The organism is Pelomonas baiyunensis, from assembly GCF_043555935.1.
GTDB lineage: Bacteria > Pseudomonadota > Gammaproteobacteria > Burkholderiales > Burkholderiaceae_C > Pelomonas > Pelomonas baiyunensis.
Window position 1 is genome coordinate 505,457 of the sequence record NZ_JBIGIB010000001.1, and the last position, 18,533, is coordinate 523,989.

The following is an 18,533-nucleotide window of genomic DNA, read 5'->3' on the forward strand; positions in this document are numbered from 1 at the left end:
GCCATTCATGAACCTGCTGAACCCCCTGCGCCGCCTGCTGACAGTGGCCACTCTGGGTCTGGGCTTGGTGCACGCCGCCCACGCGGCCGACGCCAGCGCGCCGGATCAACTCATCCGCCAGCTGTCGCTGGAAACCATTGAAGCCGTGAAGTCGGACAAGGACATCCAGGGCGGCAACATCAACAAGATCATTGCCCTGGTGGACACCAAGGTGATGCCGCACGTCAATTTCCAGCGCATGACCGCCTCGGCCGTGGGCCGTTTTTGGCGCCAGGCCACGCCGGAGCAACAAGGCAAGCTCCAGGCCGAGTTCAAGACGCTGCTCGTGCGCACCTACGCCGGCGCCTTGACGCAGGTGAAGGATCAGACCATCGGCCTGAAGCCGCTGCGCGCGCAGCCGACGGACACCGAGGTGGTGGTGAAGACCGAGATCCGCGGCAAGGGTGACCCCATCCAGCTGGACTACCGCCTGGAGAAGGCCGGTGAGGTCTGGAAGATTTATGACGTCAACGTGCTGGGCATCTGGCTGGCCGATCAGTACCGCAACAGCTTTGCGCAGGAGATCGGTGCCAATGGCATTGACGGCCTGATCAAGAGCCTGGCGGACAAGAACGCCAAGGCCAGCAGCGCGGCCGCCAAGGGCTGATCTTGAGTGGCCTGAAGTTGCCTGCGCGGCTGCGCATGGACGGCGCCAAGGCCGCTTGGGCGCAGATGTCGCCTGCATTGCGGGCCGAAGCTGCCCAGGTGCTGGCTGCCGCAGGGCGTGAGGTGCGCCTCTCGGCGGCGGAGCTGACGGATTTCGACTCGTCGGCGCTCAGCCTGCTGTTGTCGGCCGCGCGGCAGTGCGGTGAACAGGGCGCTGTGCTCCGCTTGGAGGCGGCCCCGGAGAAGTTGCGTGAGCTGGCCCGGGTGTACGGCGTGGCCGAGCTGTTCTGGCCCGCCACCACTGCCGCCGCCAGCGCTTGAGCTGTGCAGGAACCTGTGGGCCGCTGAGCCTCGCCTGAAACCGCGGGAGCGGTCTCAGGTTCAGCCGGCGTAGCGCTTGGCGCGCAGGTTCTTCTTGATTTCCTGCAGCACGGGCCGCAGGTGTTGCCCCAGGCGAAGTGCCACGCCGGTGGTCAGGATGTCCACGGCGATCAGGTGCAGCAGGCGCGACACCATGGGGCTGTAGCGGTCGAAGTCTTCCGGGTGATCCACCGCCAGCAGGATCTGGCTGGGGCCCAGCGCCAGTTGTGCCAAGGGTGACGCACTGGCCGTGATGATGATGATGGTCGCGCCCTTCTTGCGGGCGATGTCGGCGGCGTCCAGCAAATCACGGCTGCGGCCGGAGTTGCTGATGATGACCGCGCAGTCGCCCGGCTGCAGCATCGTGGCGCTCATGAGCTGCACGTGGCCGTCGCTGGTGGCGACGGTGTTCACGCCCAGCCGGAAGAACTTGTGCTGCGCATCCTGCGCCACGATGCCGGAGTTGCCGACGCCGTAGAACTCGATGCGGCGCCCGTGCCGGGCGGCATCGGACAGTGCGTCGATGGCACGCTCGAACGCGTGGCTGGCTGCGTCGTTGCGGTAGTGCAGCAAGGCGGCCACCGCGTTGTCCACCACCTTCACGATGATGTCGGCAGGCTTGTCGTCTTCGTCGACCGCGCGGTGCACGAAGGGCACGCCCTCGTTCACGCTGCCGGCCAGCTTGAGCTTGAAGTCCGCCAGGCCGTCATAACCCACGCTGCGGCAAAAGCGCACCACCGTCGGCTTGCTGACGTGGGCGCGGTCGGCCAGCTCACTCACCGGCAGGCTGGCGAAGCTGCGGGCGTCGGCCAGCAACAGCTTGGCCACGCGCTGCTCGGCCGGTGGCAGCGCGGGCAGCGCGGCCTTGACGCGTTCCAGGATGCTCATTGCTCTTCCGCCCAGGCGTAGCCGTCACGCGCCACCAGCGCACTGGCCGCCGCCGGGCCCCAGGAGCCTGCGGCGTAGGGGCGGGGGCCGTTGCCGTCGGCGGTCCAGGCGTCCAGGATGGGCTCCACCCAGCGCCAGGCCTGCTCCTGCTCGTCGCTGCGCACGAACAAATTCAGGCGGCCCGCAATCGCGTCCAGCAACAGGCGTTCGTAGGCGCCTACGCGCTGCGTGGAGAAGGCCTTGTCAAAGTCCAGGTCCAGCGACACCGGCGTCAGTTGTTCGCCGTGGCCGGTGCCCTTTTGTGCCAGCAGTTGCAGCTCCAGTCCGTCCTCGGGCTGCAGCTTGATGACCAGACGGTTGGGCAGGCTCGCGCCCGGGAAGATCTGGTGAGGCACCGGGCGGAAGTTCACCACGATCTGCGCATCGCGCGCGGCCAGGCGCTTGCCGGTGCGCAGGTAGAACGGCACGCCGGCCCAACGCCAGTTTTCCACTTCGGTGCGCAGCGCCACGAAGGTTTCGCACTGGCTGTCTTGCGGCACCTTCACTTCTTCCAGGTAACCCGGCACGGCGTGGCCGCCGCACATGCCCGCGCGGTACTGGCCGCGCACCACGTCGCGGCTGACCGACTCGGGCGTGAAGGGCTTGAGCGCGCGCAGCACCTTGAGCTTTTCATCGCGGATGGCGTCGGCGTCATTGCTGGCCGGCGGCTCCATGGCGATCATGGTCAGCAGTTGCAGCGCATGGTTCTGAATCATGTCGCGCAGCGCGCCGGTGCCGTCGTAGAAGGCGCCTCGCGTGCCCACGCCCAGCTGTTCGGCCAGCGTGATCTGGATGTTGGCGATGCTCTCGCGGCGCCACAGGGGCTCGAACAGCGCATTGCCGAAGCGCAGGGCCATCAGGTTCTGCACCGACGGCTTGCCGAGGTAGTGGTCGATGCGGAAGGCCTGGCGCTCCTGGAACACCGAGCGCACCGTGCGGTTGATCTCTTGCGCGCTGGCCAGGTCGTGGCCCAGCGGCTTCTCCAGCACCACGCGCACCTTTTCGTGATTCAGGCCCACGGCGCCCAGTTGCTGGCAGATGCCGGTGAACAGGTGCGGGCTGGTGGCCAGGTACAGCACGACGGTGTCGGCATTGCGGGCATCCAACCAGTCCTTCAGGCCCTGGTAATGTTCGGGCTGCGACAGGTCCATGCGCTTGTAGTGCACCAGGGCGGCGAAGCGCTCGAATTCTTCGTCGCTCGGGCGCTTGCCAGCGTCCACCTCACGGAAGCGTTCCTTGAGCCATTCGCGGTAGCGCTCGTCCGTCTGCTCGTCACGGGCCACGGCGAGAATGCGACCGCCTTCGGGCAATTTGCCGTGCCGGAAGGCCTGGAAAAGTGCGGGCATCAGCTTGCGCCAAGTCAGGTCGCCGGTGCCACCAAAGAACACGAGATCGAAAGACATCTGCGGGGGTCTCCAGGCCAGCGTCCTTGCTTGGCGCTAACCGTTGTGTAACTAAGTTTCGTGAAATACTATGCAGCAGTTTCTTCGCCGGGTCAATCAGTCCGACCCGAGGACCGCACCACCATGAACCAGCTCGACCAGCTCAAAGCCTTCACCACCGTTGTTGCCGACACGGGCAACTTCCTGCAACTGGCGCAGTTCGCACCGCGCGACGCGACGACCAATCCTTCGCTGATCCTGAAGGCCGTGCAGTCGCCCGATTACGCGCCGCTGCTGAAGGAAACCGTGGCCGCCCATCGCGGCAAGCCGCTGGACGAAATCGTGGACCACGTGCTGGTTCGCTTCGGCCTGGAAATCCTGAAGGTGGTGCCGGGCCGCGTGTCCACCGAAGTCGACGCCCGCCTGTCGTTCGACAAGGCCACGTCGCTCTCGCGTGCGCGCCGCATCATTGCGCTGTACGAGGCGGCCGGTATCTCGCGCGACCGCGTGTTGATCAAGCTGGCCTCCACCTGGGAAGGCATTCAGGCCGCTGCTGAACTGGAGCGCGAAGGCATCCACTGCAACCTGACGCTGCTCTTCGCGTTTGCCCAAGCAGTGGCCTGTGGTGAAGCCAAGGTGCAACTGATCTCGCCGTTCGTCGGCCGCATCTACGACTGGTACAAGAAGCAAGCGGGCGCCAGCTGGGACGAAGCGGCGCAAGCCGGCGTCAATGATCCTGGCGTGAAGTCGGTGAGCCAGATCTACGCGTACTTCAAGCAACACGGCATCGCCACTGAAGTCATGGGCGCGAGCTTCCGCAACATCGGTCAAATTCAGGCACTGGCCGGATGCGACCTGCTGACCATCAGCCCCGACCTGCTGGCCCAGCTGCAATCGACCGACGCGAAGCTGGAGCGCGCGCTCGACGCCGCCAAAGCGCCCGCCATGCCGCGCGTGCATCTGGACGAAGCCGCTTTCCGTTTTGCCCTCAACGAGGACGCGATGGCCACTGAGAAGCTGGCCGAAGGCATCCGCCTGTTCGCGGTGGACGCCGGCAAGCTCGACAAGCTCATCCAGGAAGCCTGAGCATGACGCTGCGCTGCGACCAGTCGCCCGTCTGGGCCGAACTTCAGGCCCATTTCGACCAAGACGGCGCCGCGGGTGGTCGCGGCTTCGACATCCGCACCGCCTTCCAGGCGGACGCGAACCGTTTCCAGACGCTGTCCTTCGAGGCGCCGGAGGTGTTTGCGGATCTGTCCAAGAACCGCATCGATGCCCCGACGCTGGCGCTGCTGCTGAAGCTGGCGCAGGACTGTGGGCTGGAGGCGCGCCGCGATGCCTTGCTGCGTGGCGACCCGGTGAACCACACCGAAGGCCGCGCGGTGCTGCACACCGCGTTGCGGGCGCCGGCAGGCAGCGCCGCCCCGTTCAATGCCGAGGTGCAGGCCTCCTTGGACGCCATGCTGGCGTTCGCTGAAAGCGTGCGGCGTGGCGAGCGCGGCGCCATGACCGACGTCGTGCACATCGGCATCGGCGGCAGCGACCTGGGCCCGGCCATGGTGGTGCAGGCGCTCGAGGCCTTCCGCGCGCCGGGCCTGAAGCTGCATTTCGTGTCCAACGTGGACGGCCACGACCTGGCCCCGGTGCTGCGTGGCCTGGATGCGCAACACACGCTGTTCGTCATCGCGTCTAAGACCTTCACCACCCAGGAGACGCTCGCCAACGCGCAGGCCGCAAAGGCCTGGTTCCTGGCGCAAGGCGGCACGGACATCGCCCGGCACTTCGTGGCCACCAGCAGCAACACCGCGGCGGCGGCGGCCTTTGGCATCGACACCGCCTTCGGGTTCTGGGATTGGGTGGGCGGCCGCTATTCGCTGTGGTCGGTCATTGGGCTGCCGATCGCCATCGCCGTGGGCGCCGAGCAGTTCCGCGCGCTGCTGGCCGGCGCGCATGCGATGGACCAGCACTTCGCCAACACGCCGTTGGCGCAAAACCTGCCCGTGTTGCTGGGGCTGATCGACATCTGGTACCGCAACTTCCACGGCTTCAGCAGCCGCAGCGTGGCGCCTTACCACCAGGGGTTGCGTCGCCTGCCGGCATACCTGCAGCAGTTGGAGATGGAGAGCAACGGCAAGGGTGTGGACCTGGACGGCAATGCGCTGACCATTGGCACATCGCCGGTTGTGTGGGGTGAAGCCGGCACCAACGGCCAGCACGCCTACTTTCAGATGCTGCACCAGGGCACCGATGTGATCCCGGTGGAGTTCATCGCCGTGAAGCGGCCGAACCATGGTGCTGTCGGCGAGTTGGCTGAGAAGCTGGCCGACCAGCACCGCAAGCTGCTGGCCAATTGCCTGGCGCAGAGCCAGGCGCTGATGCAAGGCAAGACCGCCACGGAGGCCTTGATCGAGAAGGCGCCGACGGCCTCCGCCACGCTGGACCGCGAGGTGCTGGCTCGCCACCGCAGCTTCCCCGGCAATCGCCCCAGCACGACGCTGCTGCTGGAGGCCCTGACGCCCCGCTCGCTGGGTGCGTTGATCGCGCTCTATGAGCACCGGGTCTTCGTGACCGGCGCGCTGTGGGGCATCAACAGCTTCGACCAGTGGGGCGTGGAGCTTGGCAAGGCCTTGTGCAACCAACTGCTGCCGCGCCTGGCGTCGGGCGACACCGCGGGTCTGGATGGATCCACGGCTGGCCTGCTGAGTCGCTTGCTGTCGGCATGAGGATCGTTTTCGACTTCGGCGGTGTCGTGTTCCGCTGGCATCCAGCCAGCTTCCTGGCACGCGTTTGGCCGCACCGCGTGGGCAGCCTGGAGCAGGGCGTCGAGGTGGCCGCGCAGTTCTTCCAGAACTACGAGGGCGATTGGGGCTTGTTCGACCAGGGGTTGATCGGCGCCGACGAGGTGGTGCGCCGCATCGCCGCCCGAACCGGCTGGCCTCAGGGCGAAGTGGCGGCGGTGGTGCGGGCCGTACCCGATGAATTGATGCCGGTGCCGGCCACCGTGGTGCTGATTCGCGACCTGCTGGCCGCGGGCCACACCTTGCACTACCTGTCCAACATGCCGGAGCCCTACGCCGACCATCTGAGCGCCAGCTACCCGCTGACGGAGTGGTTCACGTCGGGGCTGTTTTCCGGGCGCATCAAGCAGAGCAAGCCGCACGCCGAGATCTACCAAATGGCCGAGCGCCACTTCGGCGGCGACCCGCAAGATTTGCTGTTCCTGGACGACCATCCGGCCAACATCGCCGCCGCGCTGGCCCGCGATTGGCAAGCTGTGCTGTTCACCGATGCGACCAGCGTGCGGCGTGAACTGGTGTCACGTCGCTTGCTGAACGGCTGAACCGCCGCGGCTCAGGCCACGCGTCAGTGCACGGTGCCCGGTTCGCCCGGCGCTCCGAATTCGTCGGGGTCCTGCGGCGGGGTGGCCGGCACCCGGAAGCTCTCGCTGGCCCAGGCGCCCAGGTCGATCTGGCGGCAACGTTCGCTGCAAAACGGGCGCCAGCGGTTGCTGGGCTCGAACAGGCTGTCGCCGCCACATTGCGGGCAGCGCACGATGCGGCCCGAGGAAGGCTTCTGAGAACTCATGCGCAGAGAGTCAGCTCGAAGCTGGTGTCTTCGGCTGCCAGCTTGAGGCGGCTTTCTTCATCCTGGCGCATCAGGCGGATGGACACCATCAGCCGGTGGCCAGTGATCTCGGGGATCAGCCCCAGGCTCGGGTCGATGCGCATGCGCAGCAGTTGGTAGGTGCGGCCAGCCGACAGGCTTTGCTGGAACTGGCCCGCAGTGGCCGCCACCTTGTGCGGCGTGCCCGAATCCCGCAGCAGGCCCAGCAGCAATTGCAGGGCCTCCGCCAGTGGCATGAGCGATTGCGCCCACTGCATCAAGTCCTTGCGGCGACGCACGGGCAAAAGCTGCTGCCAGTGGAAATAAGCCGGCAAATCGAACTCGCAGGTGCCGCCCGGAATGCTGATGCGACTGCGGATGCTCATCAGCCAGTCGTTGGCGGTCAGCGCCGCGCCGGTCTTGCCGCTGAGGGCATTCAGGCGCTGGAAGGCGCCGTCGATGCGGGCGATGACTTCGTCCAGCCGCGCTTCATCCAGCCCCGGGCTGCCCCGGTAGGCGTTGAACTGGGCCTTGTGCTTCTCCAGTTCCTTGAGCAGATCGCTCTTCAGGTCTGCACGCGAGGCCACGTCGAGGATCTCGAACAAAGTGACCAGCGCGAAATGGTGATCCAGCGCCATGTCGCGGGACATCAAGGTGCCCAGGCGGTCGAACAAGTGTTCGAGGCGAAGCATCGTCCGGATGCTTTCGTTGAACGGGTATTCGTACAGGACCACAGCGCGATCTTCAGTCAGGGCGTTGCAATTGTTTCACAGCCCCAACGCGCAGCCAGGCTCAGAACTTCCTTTCTGAGCGCATCCAGCGGCAAGTCGTCGTTCACGAGCACCACATCTGCTGCGGCGCGGCGGGCGACACGGGTCGCTTGTGCGGCTATCGCACCGTCCACCCGGGGGCGATCCCAGCCCGGGCGCTGCAGCACGCGTGCGATCTGCGTGTCCACCGCGCAGTCGACCACCAGCACTCGCGCCACCCGCGCGCGCCAGCGGCCCGATTCCACGAGCAGGGGCACATCCATCACCACCAGCGGTGCTTGCGCTTGCTGGGCTTGCCGTTGTGCGGTTTCGGAGATGAGCGGGTGAAGAATCGCCTCCAGCCGACGCTTGGCAAGAGGGTCCGAGAACGCCAGCGTGCGCATGCGGTCGCGGTCCAACGCACCATCCGGGGCGATGAACTCGGCGCCGAAGGCTTGCTCGATGGCGCCCATGGCGGCACCGCCCGCTTGGGTGAGCTGTCGCGAGATGGCGTCGGTGTCCACCAACGCAGCGCCTGCCTCCCGGAAGAACCCGGCGACCGTGCTCTTGCCGCTGCCAATGCCGCCGGTCAGGCCGATCCTCATGCCCAGCCGAGCCAACCCATCACCGTGGCCGGGCCTGCAAACAGCACCACCAAGCCGCCCCCCACGAGGAACGGGCCGAAGGGCACGTAGCGCCCCTCACGCAAGCTGGCCGAGGCCTTCATGGCCACGCCCACCACCGCACCCACCGCCGACGCGCCCAGGATGATGGGCAGCAGCATCGACGCGCCGAGCCACGCACCGAGCGCGGCCAGCAGCTTGAAGTCGCCCGGGGCCATGCCGATTTGGCCCCGCAGCTTTTCGTACAGCCAGGCCACGGTCCACAGCGACATGTAGCCCGCCACGGCGCCGAACAGGGCTTTGTCCAGCGGGATGGTCCAGCCCATGGCTGCTGCGATCAAGCCGGCCCACAGCAGTGGCTGGTTGATAGCGTCGGGCAGCAGCGTGGTGTCCCAGTCGATCAAGGCCAGCGCGAGCAGCGCGGCCACGAAGCCGCACCAGAGCAGGGTGGTGGGTTGCGCCCCGAAGCGCCAGGACAGCGCCGCGAAGGCGAGGCCGGTGATGGCTTCCACGAGGGGGTAGCGCATCGAGATCGGTGCTTTGCAGGCCGCGCATTTGCCGCCGAGCCGGAGCCAGCCGACCAGGGGCAGGTTCTCGTGCCAGCGCAATTGATGTCCGCAGTGCGGGCAGCGCGAGCGCGGCTTGGACAGCGTCAACGGGGCCAGGGCCTCGATCTTGGTGCCATACGCATCGACGGCCTTCGCGAGCTTCTCGGTCTCCGCGCGCGGCACTCCGATGGCGCGCGCCATCACGTCCGCCTCGATCAGCTGTGCGGCCGACTCATGCAGCCATTGGCGCTCCAGCATCAGCGGCAGGCGGTGAATCACGACGTTCAGAAAGCTGCCGATGCACAAGCCGAAGATGCCCAGCACCCACGGAGAAAGCCAAGCGGACCAGTCGATGGAGGCGAAGTCCATGGGAACCCAGGAAGACGTTGTGAATGCGGCGGGCATGAACGCCCGCCTGGAACAGGCGGGTGGGCGTCAGACCACCGAGCCGAGCTTGAAGATAGGCAGGTACATCGACACCACGATGCCGCCGATCAAGCCGCCCAGGATGACGATGATGAACGGCTCCATCAGGCTGGACAGGGCCTTCACGGCCTCGTCGACCTCGTCCTCGTAGAACTCGGCAGCCTTGCCCAGCATGTGGTCCAGCGAGCCGGATTCTTCACCGATGGAGGCCATCTGCAGCACCATGGTCGGGAAGATGTTGACGGATTGCATGGAGGTGGTCAGCGCCGCGCCGGTGGACACGTCGCGCTGGATCTGCTCCGTGGCCTCTGCGAACACTGCATTGCCCGAGGCGCCGCCGACAGAGTCGAGCGCCTCGACCAGTGGCACGCCGGCGGCGAACATGGTCGACAGGGTGCGGGTCCAGCGCGCAACGGCCGACTTGAACATCAGGTCGCCGAACACCGGAATCTTCAACAGCAGGCGGTCCATGCGCTTTTGCATGACTTCGGAACGCTTCCAGCTTTGCAGGAAGAAGTAGATGCCGCCCCCCAGCCCGCCAAAGATGGCCCACCAGTAGCCCACGAAGAACTTGGACATGGCGACCACCATCAGGGTCGGTGCGGGAAGGTCGGCGCCGAAGGACTTGAACACGTCTTCGAACGCCGGCACCACGAAGATCATGATCACAGCCACGACGATGAAGGCCACGACCATCACGGCCACCGGGTAGGTCAGGGCGGACTTGATCTTGTTCTTCAGGGCGACGGTCTTTTCTTGGTACATCGCCAGCCGGTCGAGCAGCGCTTCCAAGATACCGCCCGCTTCACCGGCCTCGACGAGGTTGCAGTACAGCGCGTCGAAGTACATCGGGTGCTTGCGGAACGCGGCCGAGAGGCTGGTACCGGTTTCGACGTCCTGGCGGATGTCGTTGAGCAATCGCGTCAGTCGCGGATTGGTGGCACCGCGCGCCACGATGTCGAACGCCTGCAGCAGGGGCACGCCCGCCCGCATCATCGTCGCCAACTGGCGCGTGAAGATGGCGATGTCTTTCTGCTTGATCGAGCTGCCGCCACTGGCCTTGCGCTTCTTGACCTTGTTGACCAGGATGCCCTGACGGCGCAGCGTTGCGCTGACCATGGCCTCGCCGCCCGCACGCAGCTCGCCCTTGACGATCTTGCCGTTGCGGTCTTTGCCTTCCCACTCGAAGACAAAATCTTTGACGCCCTTTGCTGCAGCGGTGGCAGTAGCCATGCGCTCTCCTCGCCTTTGGTTTATTCGTTGGTGGCCGACAGCACTTCTTCCAGTGTCGTGACGCCGCTGCGCACTTTCACCAGCCCGGACTGACGCAGGTCACGCACACCATCTTTCTTGGCCTGCTCGGCGATGTCCATCGCCGTCCCTTCAGCCAGGATGATCCGCTGGATTGCCTCGGTGATGGGCATCACTTGGTAAAGGCCCACGCGCCCCCGGTAACCGTTTGTGCAATTGCTGCATCCCACCGCACGGTACGGCTTCCAGCTGCCGTCGAAATCGTCTTCCAGGAACCCGGCGCGCAGCAGGGCGTCGCGGGGGTAGTCGGCCGGCGCCTTGCAGTTTTCGCAGAGCCGACGCACCAGCCGCTGCGCGGTGATGAGCAGCACGCTGGATGCGATGTTGAACGGCGCGACGCCCATGTTCAACAAGCGGGTCAGCGTTTTGGGCGCGTCGTTCGTGTGCAGCGTGGACATCACCATGTGTCCCGTCTGCGCAGCCTTGATGGCGATGTCAGCGGTTTCCAGGTCCCGGATTTCACCGACCATGATCACGTCAGGATCCTGACGCAGGAAGGACTTCAGTGCCGCGGAGAAATTCAACCCCGCCTTGTCGTTGACGTTGACCTGGTTGATGCCCGGCAAATTGATTTCGGCCGGGTCTTCCACGGTCGAAATGTTCACGCCGGGTTGATTGAGGATGTTCAGGCAGGTGTACAGCGACACCGTCTTGCCGGAGCCGGTGGGCCCCGTCACCAACACCATGCCGTAAGGCCGGTAGATGGCGGCGAGCAGGCGCTCCTTCTCGATCTTCTCGTAGCCCAGCGCGTCAATGCCCAGCTTGGCAGACGACGAATCCAGGATACGGATCACGATCTTTTCGCCGAACAGCGTGGGCAGGGTGCTGACCCGGAAATCGATCGACTTGCTGCCGAACTTCAGCTTCATCCGGCCGTCTTGCGGCACGCGACGCTCAGCGATGTCGAGCCGCGAGATCACCTTGATGCGCGACGACAGCTTGTCTTTGATGGCGATCGGGGGCTGGGTGATCTCCCGCAATTCGCCGTCCACGCGGAATCGCACGCGGTAGTGGAATTCGTACGGCTCAAAGTGAAGGTCGGATGCGCGCAAATTGATCGCGTCGACCAGCATCTTCTGAAGGAAGCGCACCACCGGCGCGTCTTCCACATCCGCCAGTTCGGTTGCTTCTTGCTGGGGAGTGGCATCTTCCTCAGCGATGTCGAAGTCGAACTCGCCGCCGGCGATGGACTCCAGACTTTCGGCGGCCGACGCGCCGCTGGTGCTGAGCAGCTTGGTCAGCTTGTCGTGTTCGACGATGACCCATTCCGGCTGCAACTGCGTCGCGAACTTGATGCGCTCGATCACCTCGAGGTCGGTTGGGTCCGCACCGCCGATGAACAGCCGGCTGCCGCGCCGGGACAGCGCCACCACTTGGTATTGCTGCGCCAGCTTGTTGTCGATCAGGTTTTGCGGCATCCGCTGCACGTCCATCGCCGACAGATCGAGCAGGGGCAGCGCCAGCGCGCTGGACAGGGTGTGCGCCAAGTCGCCGGGGGACACCTGGCCGCTGGCGATCACCGCATTGACGAAGCTGGTCTTTTTCTCGCGCGCCTGGCGTACGAGATCTTCCGCAGCCTTGGCTTGGAGCTTGCCGGCATGCACCAGCATGCGTGCAACGCCAGACAGGGCAGACTGAAGCGGCTCGACGAGCGTGGTTTCCACGGGCTTGGGCGTCAGCGACGGAGATGACAGAGGCTGCCGATTGTGCCAGTCATGGTGCGGCCATGAGTGGGAGGCTGAGCATGGGGAACACCCGTGCTTTTTCGAACCGTTCCGGCGCAGATTCCGGCGGGGAAGGGCGGTGGTTGCCAGCGCGCAGGCAAGAAAAAAGGCCTCGCTGCTGCGAGGCCTTTCCATTGAGCCGTGGCTCTTGATTCCTGGTCGGGGTGAGAGGATTCGAACCTCCGGCCTCTACGTCCCGAACGCTTAGCCCTTGTGGCGTTTTTGCTGGTGGTTTAAGGTACTTCCTGATTATTTGGGCCATTCTTGGGCCATTGGGCCATCAGGGAGACGTATGGGGCAGATCACGAAGCGCGGCGAGTATCAGTGGCGGGCCAAGGTCAGGCGCAAGGGCTTCCCGGAGCAGTCGCGCACCTTCACCTACCGGGAGGACGCGGAGAAGTGGGTTCGCATGGTCGAGAGCGAACTGGAGACCACGGGCTTCATCGACAGGCGAGAAGCAGACAAAACCACACTTGCGGCAGTCCTTCAGCGCTATCAACGCGAGGTCACCCCCTCTAAAAAGTCGGCGGCCATCGAGTCCGTGAAGATCGATGTGCTCCTGCGCGACCAAGCGCTGGTCGGCCTGAAGATGACCGCCGTCACAAGCGCGGAGGTCGCCAAATGGCGAGACCGCCGACTCAAGGAGGTGACCGGGGGGACCGTCAACCGTGAAATCGACGTGCTCTCGACCGTATTCAACCATGCTCGGCGTGAGTGGGACATCCACGTCGAAAACCCGATCCGGTCCATCAAGCGTCCCGAAAAAGCGCGCGCGCGGGATCGCCGCTTTTCGTCTGAGGAAGAGTCCTACCTGCTGGCTGCGCTGACTGGTGGGGAGCGCCTCGTCGATGGAACGTTCAGCAAAGGAGCTCGCAACCCGTGGCTGTTGCCTCTTGTGAAGCTCGCCATTGAAACGGCCATGCGGAGGGGGGAGTTGCTTTCGCTGACTTGGGAACATGTGGACCTGGAGCGCCAGACAGCTCACTTGCCCGATACCAAAAACGGCGACTCGCGAACCGTGCCCCTGTCTACACGGGCTGTGGCCATCCTCAAAGCGCTGCCAACACCAGAAGCCGACGAGGATGTTGAGGGAGAGGCAGAGGTTCAGCGCACAGGGGCCGTCTTCCCGACAACGGCGTTGGCACTGAGAAAGGGCTTCGCGCGGGCCATTGAGCGTGCTCAAGAGCAGTACCGTGCTGACTGCAAGCAGGCCAAGCGCCGGCCTATCCCGGGGTTCCTCGAAGATGTCCACTTTCATGACACGCGGCACGAGGCTGCGTCACGGCTGGCTGAGAAGCTCACGAACGTCCTGGAGCTCTCGGCGATGACTGGCCACCGAGACCTGCGCATGCTCAAGCGGTACTACCACCCCAGGGCCGAGGATCTCGCCAAGAAGCTCGGCTGATGTGGACAAGCTCGTGGACAGCAAAGGTTGTCCACGTTAGATCGCCCCGGCAACGCTTGATAGATCGCCCCTGCTGTAACGCCGGCTCCTCGATAAATCGCCCCAGTCAGGGGCGATAGATCGCCCCTGTTCTATACAGATAGGGGTTCTGATAGCTCTTCAGATACCTTTACTGGTAGTTGGGCTGCGCGAATCTGTGGAAAACCGTTCGTAGCGGACTTGGTCCATCCCACAGAGCAATCGTGGACTCAACCCTCAGTCCAAGACCTTGAAGCGCTCCGGATCGACAAGGTCTTTGAGCGGGATCTGCAGGGCGTCAGCCAGCAGTCCCATGTTGTCGATGGACACGTTTCGCTCTCCGCGCTCTACCTCGCTGACGTACGTCCGTGACAGCCCTGCATCAAGTGCCAGGGCTTCCTGAGAAACGTCGCGCAGACGGCGGGCCAGGCGCAGGTTGGCCGCAAAAACCATTCGGGCTGACTGCTTTTCCTTGTTCTTCTTCATGCAGCCAAGCGTGACTACTCACGCCTGCACAGGCTACAAGCTATGAGAGACTTAATGTCAACCATGCGTGACATTAAGTCGTTAATGGGTAGATGAAAGTAGCCTATGGGAGAAGATGAATGAGGATCGCTATTGGCCTATTCCTCGCCGCCATGGCCGTGGCTGGCTGCGCAACGACAGAGCAGCCGGATGGCAGTACCCGCGTGTCGGTGTCGTTGAGTGACAAGCTGGGCCTGCAGCCCAGGAGCGCCCCCAGGCCAACTGCCAGCACTACCGAGGCTGCCTCGGCCGCTGACACCGCACGGGCTCCTGCACCGGCTCTCTCTTCAGGGAGGCCGAGTGATATGGCTTCGAGCCCGCTTGCTGCACCGCGCGTCTCGGCGACAGCGCTGGCGGGCGTCTTCGCGAAGCATCCCTACGACGGAACGCCCAAGACCTACTTCCCGCGAGTGGCTGTCACGGTCACGGACTGGTCTCGCAACGACTGCTGGATCGGTACGGCCACCATTTGGTGGAGCAAGACCAAGTCCGAAGCCGTGCCAGCCTTCTCGGTCTGCTGGGGGCAGTCGGTGGGGTACGCGGTCAACAACGCCGCCAACCTGCACCTCTTCATGCAGCAGACGGCGGTCGAGCACAGCGGCAATGTCCGCACCGTTGGCCCCAAGCCGCCTATGCTGGCCATCCCCGACCGGCAGCCGATCAGCGAGCGGCAGCAGCTCGCCTTCCAGGGGTTTGTCCAGCAACTGGTGCTCGACACCGGATGGCAGCCGGGCGCACCGACCAATCTCTGGTTGGTAGGGTATGACGCCAACGCGGTCATCAAGCCAACCGTGCCTCCTGCCTCCAGTAACGGAGCGTCGCAGCCCGTGGGCGCCAAGACCAAGGCGCAGCTCGAACAGGCGCTGAGCTGCACGGCCATCGGTCCACGATTTGAACTAGCTGAGTCGCTGCTCAAGCAGTCGGGATGGAATCCAGATCAAGGCGTTACGCCGGTCACGCTCGCCGAGCCCGTCAAGGTCTATGGGTTCAGCGTCCGCAGGGTGGCGGTGTCGCGTGACGGGGGTGAGCAAACCTACCGCAGCTACTTGCCCGTCCTCACGGTCCAGCAGCTTGCGAAATCAGCCTCGCTGAAGCTGGGCAAGGACGGCAAGACCTATGGCCGTTTGACCAAGGTCGGCGTGCTGTCGGCAGGCATGGAGGGCGGCGAAGCCACGCTGACCTGCACCGTCAACACCGAAGGCTCGGAGGGCTGAACATGGCGATGCAATGCCCCAGCTGCGGCAGCACCCACATCCAGCCGATGGCTGTCGTGCATGCGGGTGGCACCCAGCAGTTCCACGCAACGCACACGGCGGTCACTTCAGATGGGCAGTTTGTTCAAGGCAGCAGCCAGGGCTCCCAATCCACGGCGCTGGCTCAGCATTGCGCTCCGCCCGCGCCGCCGTCACCGCTACCGTTCATCGGAGCCTATGGGATCGGCGGTATCGTCATCTACATGTCGATGACGGTGTGCCCGCTGTTGGCACGTGAATGCGTGTACGTCGGCTTGGCGGGCCTGCGCTACAACTGGAAGCAGGCAGCTGTGGGCGTGGGACTCATCGCGCTGGGCTGGCTGCTGATGAAGGGATGGCGTACCCAGGCGAAGGCCTACAGCGCCGCGAAGCGCCGGTGGCAGAGCACGTGGTTTTGCCATGCATGTGGTCAGGCCCACCAGCGGGGGTAAGGGCTGCAGCGATTACCGTAACTATCGTAATTACCGTAATCGCCTGGTTGCGTCCTACGGATGTCGCAGAGGCTAGATGCACGCTGAAACGCTCACAAGCGTACTGGGCGTGCGGCGTTGTGCGGTGTTAGCCCACGAACCCCATTGCCTTTCGGGGCGAGCAGCCGAGGGCAGGCAGGTCGCACACCCGAATGTGATCCCGCTCGTCCCGTGCTGCCCGCCCCAGCGCGCGCTTCAACGCCAGCCCCAAGGTTCTCGGCGGCAAGTTCTTCAGCTTGTCCACCACCTGGTCGTCCAGCGTCGGCTCAAAACCTGACCCCCAAGGGCTCTCGGCCCGCATGCGGCCATACATCTGTCGAGCGATGTGGGCCACCTGCTCTGGCGTCGGGGCCTGTACATGCAGCACCGTCATGCGCGAAAGCAGTGGCGCCGGGATGCCTTCGATGCTGTTTGCCGTGGCGATCCAGTTCACGTGGCTGGCATCGATGGTGAAATCGCGGATCGAGAGATCGATGAAGTCGCGCGCGCTGCGAGGTTCCAATAGGGTGTACAGCGCCGCGAGCGGGTCGTACTGACGTTGTTGGTCCGTCTTGTCGAGCTCGTCCAGCACGATCACCGGATTGGCCAGCGGCTGGTAGGCCAGCAGCTCAAACACGACGCCTGGCTCCGAGTTCGACCAGAACGATTCCGACCCGGCCAACGGCGAGCTGGACTGGGTGCTGGCCATGTCGATCACCCTGAACGGCAAGCTCAGGCGCGCTGCAAGCCATCGCGCGGCTTCTGTCTTGCCAATGCCGGCAGGGCCCACCAGCAGGATGGGAGACCACTCCACACGGCCATCGCCCATGGCGTGCAAGGCGAAGTGGTCGTGAATCACGTCCGCCAGCTCAGCGAAGTTGGGGAAGTCGCGCTGGAAGTCTTCGATCAGCTGTGGCCAGTCATCAGGCAGTTCGCCCAGCTTGCGGCGTTCGTGGCCAGCGGCTCGGATGCGCTCGGCGATGTACTGCGCCCGCTTAGCCCTCTCGTCGGGCTTGGCACGGTGGCGCTCGACAAAGCTACGCAGGCCTCCGGCGTTCAGAAACGCGATCTGAGGTGTTGCCCGAGGTGCATTTCGGGCGGGCTGTTCCGGCGCCGCTGCCGGTGGCTTCATGTCTGGCAGTGATTGCACCAGCGCATGAACAGCCTCGTCGATGGACGGATCGAGCGGCTCGCCACGCACCGACTTCTCGGTCTTGGTGGCGGCCGGCAGCAGCCCTGCAGCTACGGCCAGTTTGTGATTGCGCTTGAGGTCTTCGGCGAAGAGCCCAATGGTGGCCTCGTGCTGCTTGCAGCGCACGCCCTGGCCTGCGTTCGCATCGCCACCAATCACCGGCGCTGCGCAAACCGGGCAATGTTGTTGGGCCGCATGCCGGGCGGCCTCGATCAGATCCAACAAAGCCCTGTCCCTGTTGACGCTGGCGCCCACCAGCTCCACCCGCAGGCTGAGCTTGTCGCGCTGGTTGGTGGCGCAAAAGAGCGGTAGGTGGCGGTAGTCGGCCGGTTTCATCAGCAACTCGCATTGGCCCACGAAATGTGCCAGCACCGCCAAGTGGCCAGGGGCGGGCTCCACCACCTGCTTGGCCAGCCATGGATGCGTGGTTTTCAAAGCAGCCACGCAAGTTTGGTAGGTGGCGCGGCTCATGGGGCGGTGGCTGTTGGAGCGGGTCATGATGGCTTCTTTGGATTTACTATAAATCACTATAACAATACAAAGCACGGAGATCCAGCGTTCGCTTCGCGCATTCATCTTGGTTATAGTGATTTACTGTGATCCCCCTGGAGCCCGACATGTCCGCGTTGAGCAGCGAGCAACTCCCCATACTGGCTGGTGCGCTCTTGCGTCTGCGAGGCCTCACATTGGCTGCGGTGTTCGACGCCACCGGCATCCGCGCGGCCAACCTGTCTGCTTGGCTGAAAGGCAAACCGCAGGTCATCTCTGCGGCGCGCGTGACGGCGTTGCTTTACCACTTGGGTATCCAAGGTGGGAAGCTCCGGTCGGACATGGTGCACACCTGGAGCGACCAAGGTGAATGGGCCCACGTGCGCAGCGTTTTCAACCTGCTTCAGGAGCCAGTGGCGCCCCGATGCTTGTTTCTCGATGAGCATCCAGGCATGTCCCACACAAGATTTCTGCAGTGGGGCGAGGCATGGGTTCGACTGTCTCTCACGCCAGGTCCCACTGCGCAGGACGATCTGGCCGCGATGGTCAGCCCTGACCGAATGATCGTGCTGCCCGTCGCGCTGGAGGGCATCCCCACCCATGACCCGCAAGCGACCGCTTCAGCGCTCTTGAGCCTCGCCGAGCAGGGTGGGCAAGAGATTCCGACAGGTGAACTGGCCCATGGCTTCATGCAACGCCTCGGAGCGCCGCCTGGGCAGGACTTTGTGCTCACGAACGGTGACTCATTGGGGTGGCGCATCTTGGAGGTGAGCTTGCGCAGTGCGATGCGCAGGGGGTTGAGCCCCACCCAATTGGCGTTGAAGATCGAGACGATGCGTCTCGATGAAGACGACTTCGCTCGTCCAGGCAAAGCCAAACCTGGCTGAACTGCCGAACGAACGCA

Annotated in this window: 19 protein-coding genes; 9 read left to right on the forward strand and 10 right to left on the reverse strand. The window is 64.6% G+C overall.

The features are described 5' to 3' along the window. Positions 1-7: 7 nt before the first annotated feature. Both ACG01O_RS02180 and ACG01O_RS02185 read left to right on the forward strand, forming a co-directional pair. Complete coding sequence (locus tag ACG01O_RS02180; RefSeq protein ID WP_394380865.1) at positions 8-646, forward strand: MlaC/ttg2D family ABC transporter substrate-binding protein; 639 nt, start codon at positions 8-10, stop codon at positions 644-646. Between the two features lie 2 nt (positions 647-648). Further along, positions 649-966, forward strand: a complete 318-nt coding sequence (locus ACG01O_RS02185; RefSeq protein WP_394380868.1) for an STAS domain-containing protein — start codon at positions 649-651, stop codon at positions 964-966. A 60-nt stretch (positions 967-1,026) separates the two neighbouring features. On the opposite strand, the gene ACG01O_RS02190 is transcribed toward ACG01O_RS02185, so the two are convergent. Together ACG01O_RS02190 and zwf are read right to left on the reverse strand one after the other, a co-directional pair. Next, a complete protein-coding gene (locus ACG01O_RS02190; protein ID WP_394382474.1) occupies positions 1,027-1,887 on the reverse strand; it encodes a MurR/RpiR family transcriptional regulator in 861 nt (286 codons plus the stop codon). 2 nt (positions 1,888-1,889) lie between these two features. Further along, complete coding sequence (zwf, locus tag ACG01O_RS02195) at positions 1,890-3,335, reverse strand: glucose-6-phosphate dehydrogenase (RefSeq protein ID WP_394380871.1); 1,446 nt, start codon at positions 3,333-3,335, stop codon at positions 1,890-1,892. Between the two features lie 123 nt (positions 3,336-3,458). Here zwf and tal point away from each other — a divergent pair, with 123 nt between their 5' ends. Genes tal through ACG01O_RS02210 form a run of 3 tightly spaced genes read left to right on the forward strand, consistent with a single transcriptional unit; the run spans position 3,459 to position 6,654 of the window. Beyond that, complete coding sequence (gene tal, locus ACG01O_RS02200) at positions 3,459-4,400, forward strand: transaldolase (RefSeq protein ID WP_394380874.1); 942 nt, start codon at positions 3,459-3,461, stop codon at positions 4,398-4,400. Positions 4,401-4,402: 2 nt separating this feature from the next. Continuing rightward, complete coding sequence (gene pgi, locus ACG01O_RS02205) at positions 4,403-6,037, forward strand: glucose-6-phosphate isomerase (protein WP_394380877.1); 1,635 nt, start codon at positions 4,403-4,405, stop codon at positions 6,035-6,037. Next, positions 6,034-6,654, forward strand: a complete 621-nt coding sequence (locus tag ACG01O_RS02210) for an HAD family hydrolase (RefSeq protein ID WP_394380880.1) — start codon at positions 6,034-6,036, stop codon at positions 6,652-6,654. The genes pgi and ACG01O_RS02210 overlap by 4 nt, the downstream gene beginning before the upstream one ends. Before the next feature lie 23 nt (positions 6,655-6,677). Here the strand turns inward: ACG01O_RS02210 and ACG01O_RS02215 are convergent, their stop codons facing one another. The 6 genes from ACG01O_RS02215 to pilB all read right to left on the reverse strand — a co-directional run bounded on the left by ACG01O_RS02215 (position 6,678) and on the right by pilB (position 12,184). Next, complete coding sequence (locus ACG01O_RS02215; RefSeq protein ID WP_394380883.1) at positions 6,678-6,899, reverse strand: DNA gyrase inhibitor YacG; 222 nt, start codon at positions 6,897-6,899, stop codon at positions 6,678-6,680. After that, entirely contained in the window at positions 6,896-7,651 is a 756-nt protein-coding gene (gene zapD, locus ACG01O_RS02220; protein WP_394380886.1) for a cell division protein ZapD, read from the reverse strand. Before zapD ends, ACG01O_RS02215 begins: the two co-directional genes overlap by 4 nt. 14 nt (positions 7,652-7,665) lie before the next feature. Continuing rightward, positions 7,666-8,271 carry a dephospho-CoA kinase gene (coaE, locus tag ACG01O_RS02225; protein ID WP_394380888.1) on the reverse strand — a complete coding sequence of 202 codons (606 nt, stop codon included), beginning with the start codon at positions 8,269-8,271 and terminating at the stop codon, positions 7,666-7,668. Then, positions 8,268-9,206, reverse strand: coding sequence for a prepilin peptidase (locus ACG01O_RS02230; protein WP_394380891.1), 939 nt, complete (start codon positions 9,204-9,206; stop codon positions 8,268-8,270). The genes coaE and ACG01O_RS02230 overlap by 4 nt, the downstream gene beginning before the upstream one ends. Positions 9,207-9,272: 66 nt before the next feature. Beyond that, positions 9,273-10,496, reverse strand: coding sequence for a type II secretion system F family protein (locus ACG01O_RS02235; RefSeq protein WP_394380894.1), 1,224 nt, complete (start codon positions 10,494-10,496; stop codon positions 9,273-9,275). Between the two features lie 20 nt (positions 10,497-10,516). Continuing rightward, a complete protein-coding gene (pilB, locus tag ACG01O_RS02240) occupies positions 10,517-12,184 on the reverse strand; it encodes a type IV-A pilus assembly ATPase PilB (RefSeq protein ID WP_394382477.1) in 1,668 nt (555 codons plus the stop codon). A gap of 406 nt (positions 12,185-12,590) precedes the next feature. Between pilB and ACG01O_RS02245 the strand changes: the two genes are divergently transcribed. Beyond that, complete coding sequence (locus tag ACG01O_RS02245; protein WP_394380896.1) at positions 12,591-13,703, forward strand: site-specific integrase; 1,113 nt, start codon at positions 12,591-12,593, stop codon at positions 13,701-13,703. A 255-nt stretch (positions 13,704-13,958) separates the two neighbouring features. Here the strand turns inward: ACG01O_RS02245 and ACG01O_RS02250 are convergent, their stop codons facing one another. Then, positions 13,959-14,207: a helix-turn-helix domain-containing protein gene (locus tag ACG01O_RS02250; protein WP_016445613.1), complete on the reverse strand. Its 249-nt coding sequence runs from the start codon at positions 14,205-14,207 to the stop codon at positions 13,959-13,961. Positions 14,208-14,551: 344 nt separating this feature from the next. On the opposite strand from ACG01O_RS02250, the gene ACG01O_RS02255 reads away from it, so the two are divergent. Continuing rightward, positions 14,552-15,460 carry a hypothetical protein gene (locus ACG01O_RS02255; protein WP_394380899.1) on the forward strand — a complete coding sequence of 303 codons (909 nt, stop codon included), beginning with the start codon at positions 14,552-14,554 and terminating at the stop codon, positions 15,458-15,460. A 2-nt stretch (positions 15,461-15,462) separates the two neighbouring features. Beyond that, positions 15,463-15,930: a hypothetical protein gene (locus tag ACG01O_RS02260; RefSeq protein ID WP_394380901.1), complete on the forward strand. Its 468-nt coding sequence runs from the start codon at positions 15,463-15,465 to the stop codon at positions 15,928-15,930. Positions 15,931-16,057: 127 nt separating this feature from the next. Here the strand turns inward: ACG01O_RS02260 and ACG01O_RS02265 are convergent, their stop codons facing one another. Beyond that, positions 16,058-17,638: an AAA family ATPase gene (locus tag ACG01O_RS02265; protein ID WP_394380903.1), complete on the reverse strand. Its 1,581-nt coding sequence runs from the start codon at positions 17,636-17,638 to the stop codon at positions 16,058-16,060. 119 nt (positions 17,639-17,757) lie between these two features. Here ACG01O_RS02265 and ACG01O_RS02270 point away from each other — a divergent pair, with 119 nt between their 5' ends. Then, positions 17,758-18,516 (forward strand): helix-turn-helix domain-containing protein, encoded by a 759-nt coding sequence (locus ACG01O_RS02270; protein WP_394380905.1) that lies wholly within the window; start codon positions 17,758-17,760, stop codon positions 18,514-18,516. Positions 18,517-18,533 lie beyond the last annotated feature (17 nt).

What these genes read in the sequence shown, in the direction of transcription:
- pilB (WP_394382477.1), bottom strand. Translation starts at nt 12,184, where the DNA reads ATGCTGGTGCATGCCGGCAAGCTCCAAGCCAAGGCTGCGGAAGATCTC.
- ACG01O_RS02245 (WP_394380896.1), top strand. Translation starts at nt 12,591, where the DNA reads ATGGGGCAGATCACGAAGCGCGGCGAGTATCAGTGGCGGGCCAAGGTC.
- ACG01O_RS02235 (WP_394380894.1), bottom strand. Translation starts at nt 10,496, where the DNA reads ATGGCTACTGCCACCGCTGCAGCAAAGGGCGTCAAAGATTTTGTCTTC.
- ACG01O_RS02180 (WP_394380865.1), top strand. Translation starts at nt 8, where the DNA reads ATGAACCTGCTGAACCCCCTGCGCCGCCTGCTGACAGTGGCCACTCTG.
- ACG01O_RS02260 (WP_394380901.1), top strand. Translation starts at nt 15,463, where the DNA reads ATGGCGATGCAATGCCCCAGCTGCGGCAGCACCCACATCCAGCCGATG.
- ACG01O_RS02215 (WP_394380883.1), bottom strand. Translation starts at nt 6,899, where the DNA reads ATGAGTTCTCAGAAGCCTTCCTCGGGCCGCATCGTGCGCTGCCCGCAA.
- zwf (WP_394380871.1), bottom strand. Translation starts at nt 3,335, where the DNA reads ATGTCTTTCGATCTCGTGTTCTTTGGTGGCACCGGCGACCTGACTTGG.
- tal (WP_394380874.1), top strand. Translation starts at nt 3,459, where the DNA reads ATGAACCAGCTCGACCAGCTCAAAGCCTTCACCACCGTTGTTGCCGAC.
- ACG01O_RS02210 (WP_394380880.1), top strand. Translation starts at nt 6,034, where the DNA reads ATGAGGATCGTTTTCGACTTCGGCGGTGTCGTGTTCCGCTGGCATCCA.
- pgi (WP_394380877.1), top strand. Translation starts at nt 4,403, where the DNA reads ATGACGCTGCGCTGCGACCAGTCGCCCGTCTGGGCCGAACTTCAGGCC.
- ACG01O_RS02265 (WP_394380903.1), bottom strand. Translation starts at nt 17,638, where the DNA reads ATGACCCGCTCCAACAGCCACCGCCCCATGAGCCGCGCCACCTACCAA.
- ACG01O_RS02230 (WP_394380891.1), bottom strand. Translation starts at nt 9,206, where the DNA reads ATGGACTTCGCCTCCATCGACTGGTCCGCTTGGCTTTCTCCGTGGGTG.
- coaE (WP_394380888.1), bottom strand. Translation starts at nt 8,271, where the DNA reads ATGAGGATCGGCCTGACCGGCGGCATTGGCAGCGGCAAGAGCACGGTC.
- ACG01O_RS02270 (WP_394380905.1), top strand. Translation starts at nt 17,758, where the DNA reads ATGTCCGCGTTGAGCAGCGAGCAACTCCCCATACTGGCTGGTGCGCTC.
- ACG01O_RS02250 (WP_016445613.1), bottom strand. Translation starts at nt 14,207, where the DNA reads ATGAAGAAGAACAAGGAAAAGCAGTCAGCCCGAATGGTTTTTGCGGCC.
- ACG01O_RS02255 (WP_394380899.1), top strand. Translation starts at nt 14,552, where the DNA reads ATGGCTTCGAGCCCGCTTGCTGCACCGCGCGTCTCGGCGACAGCGCTG.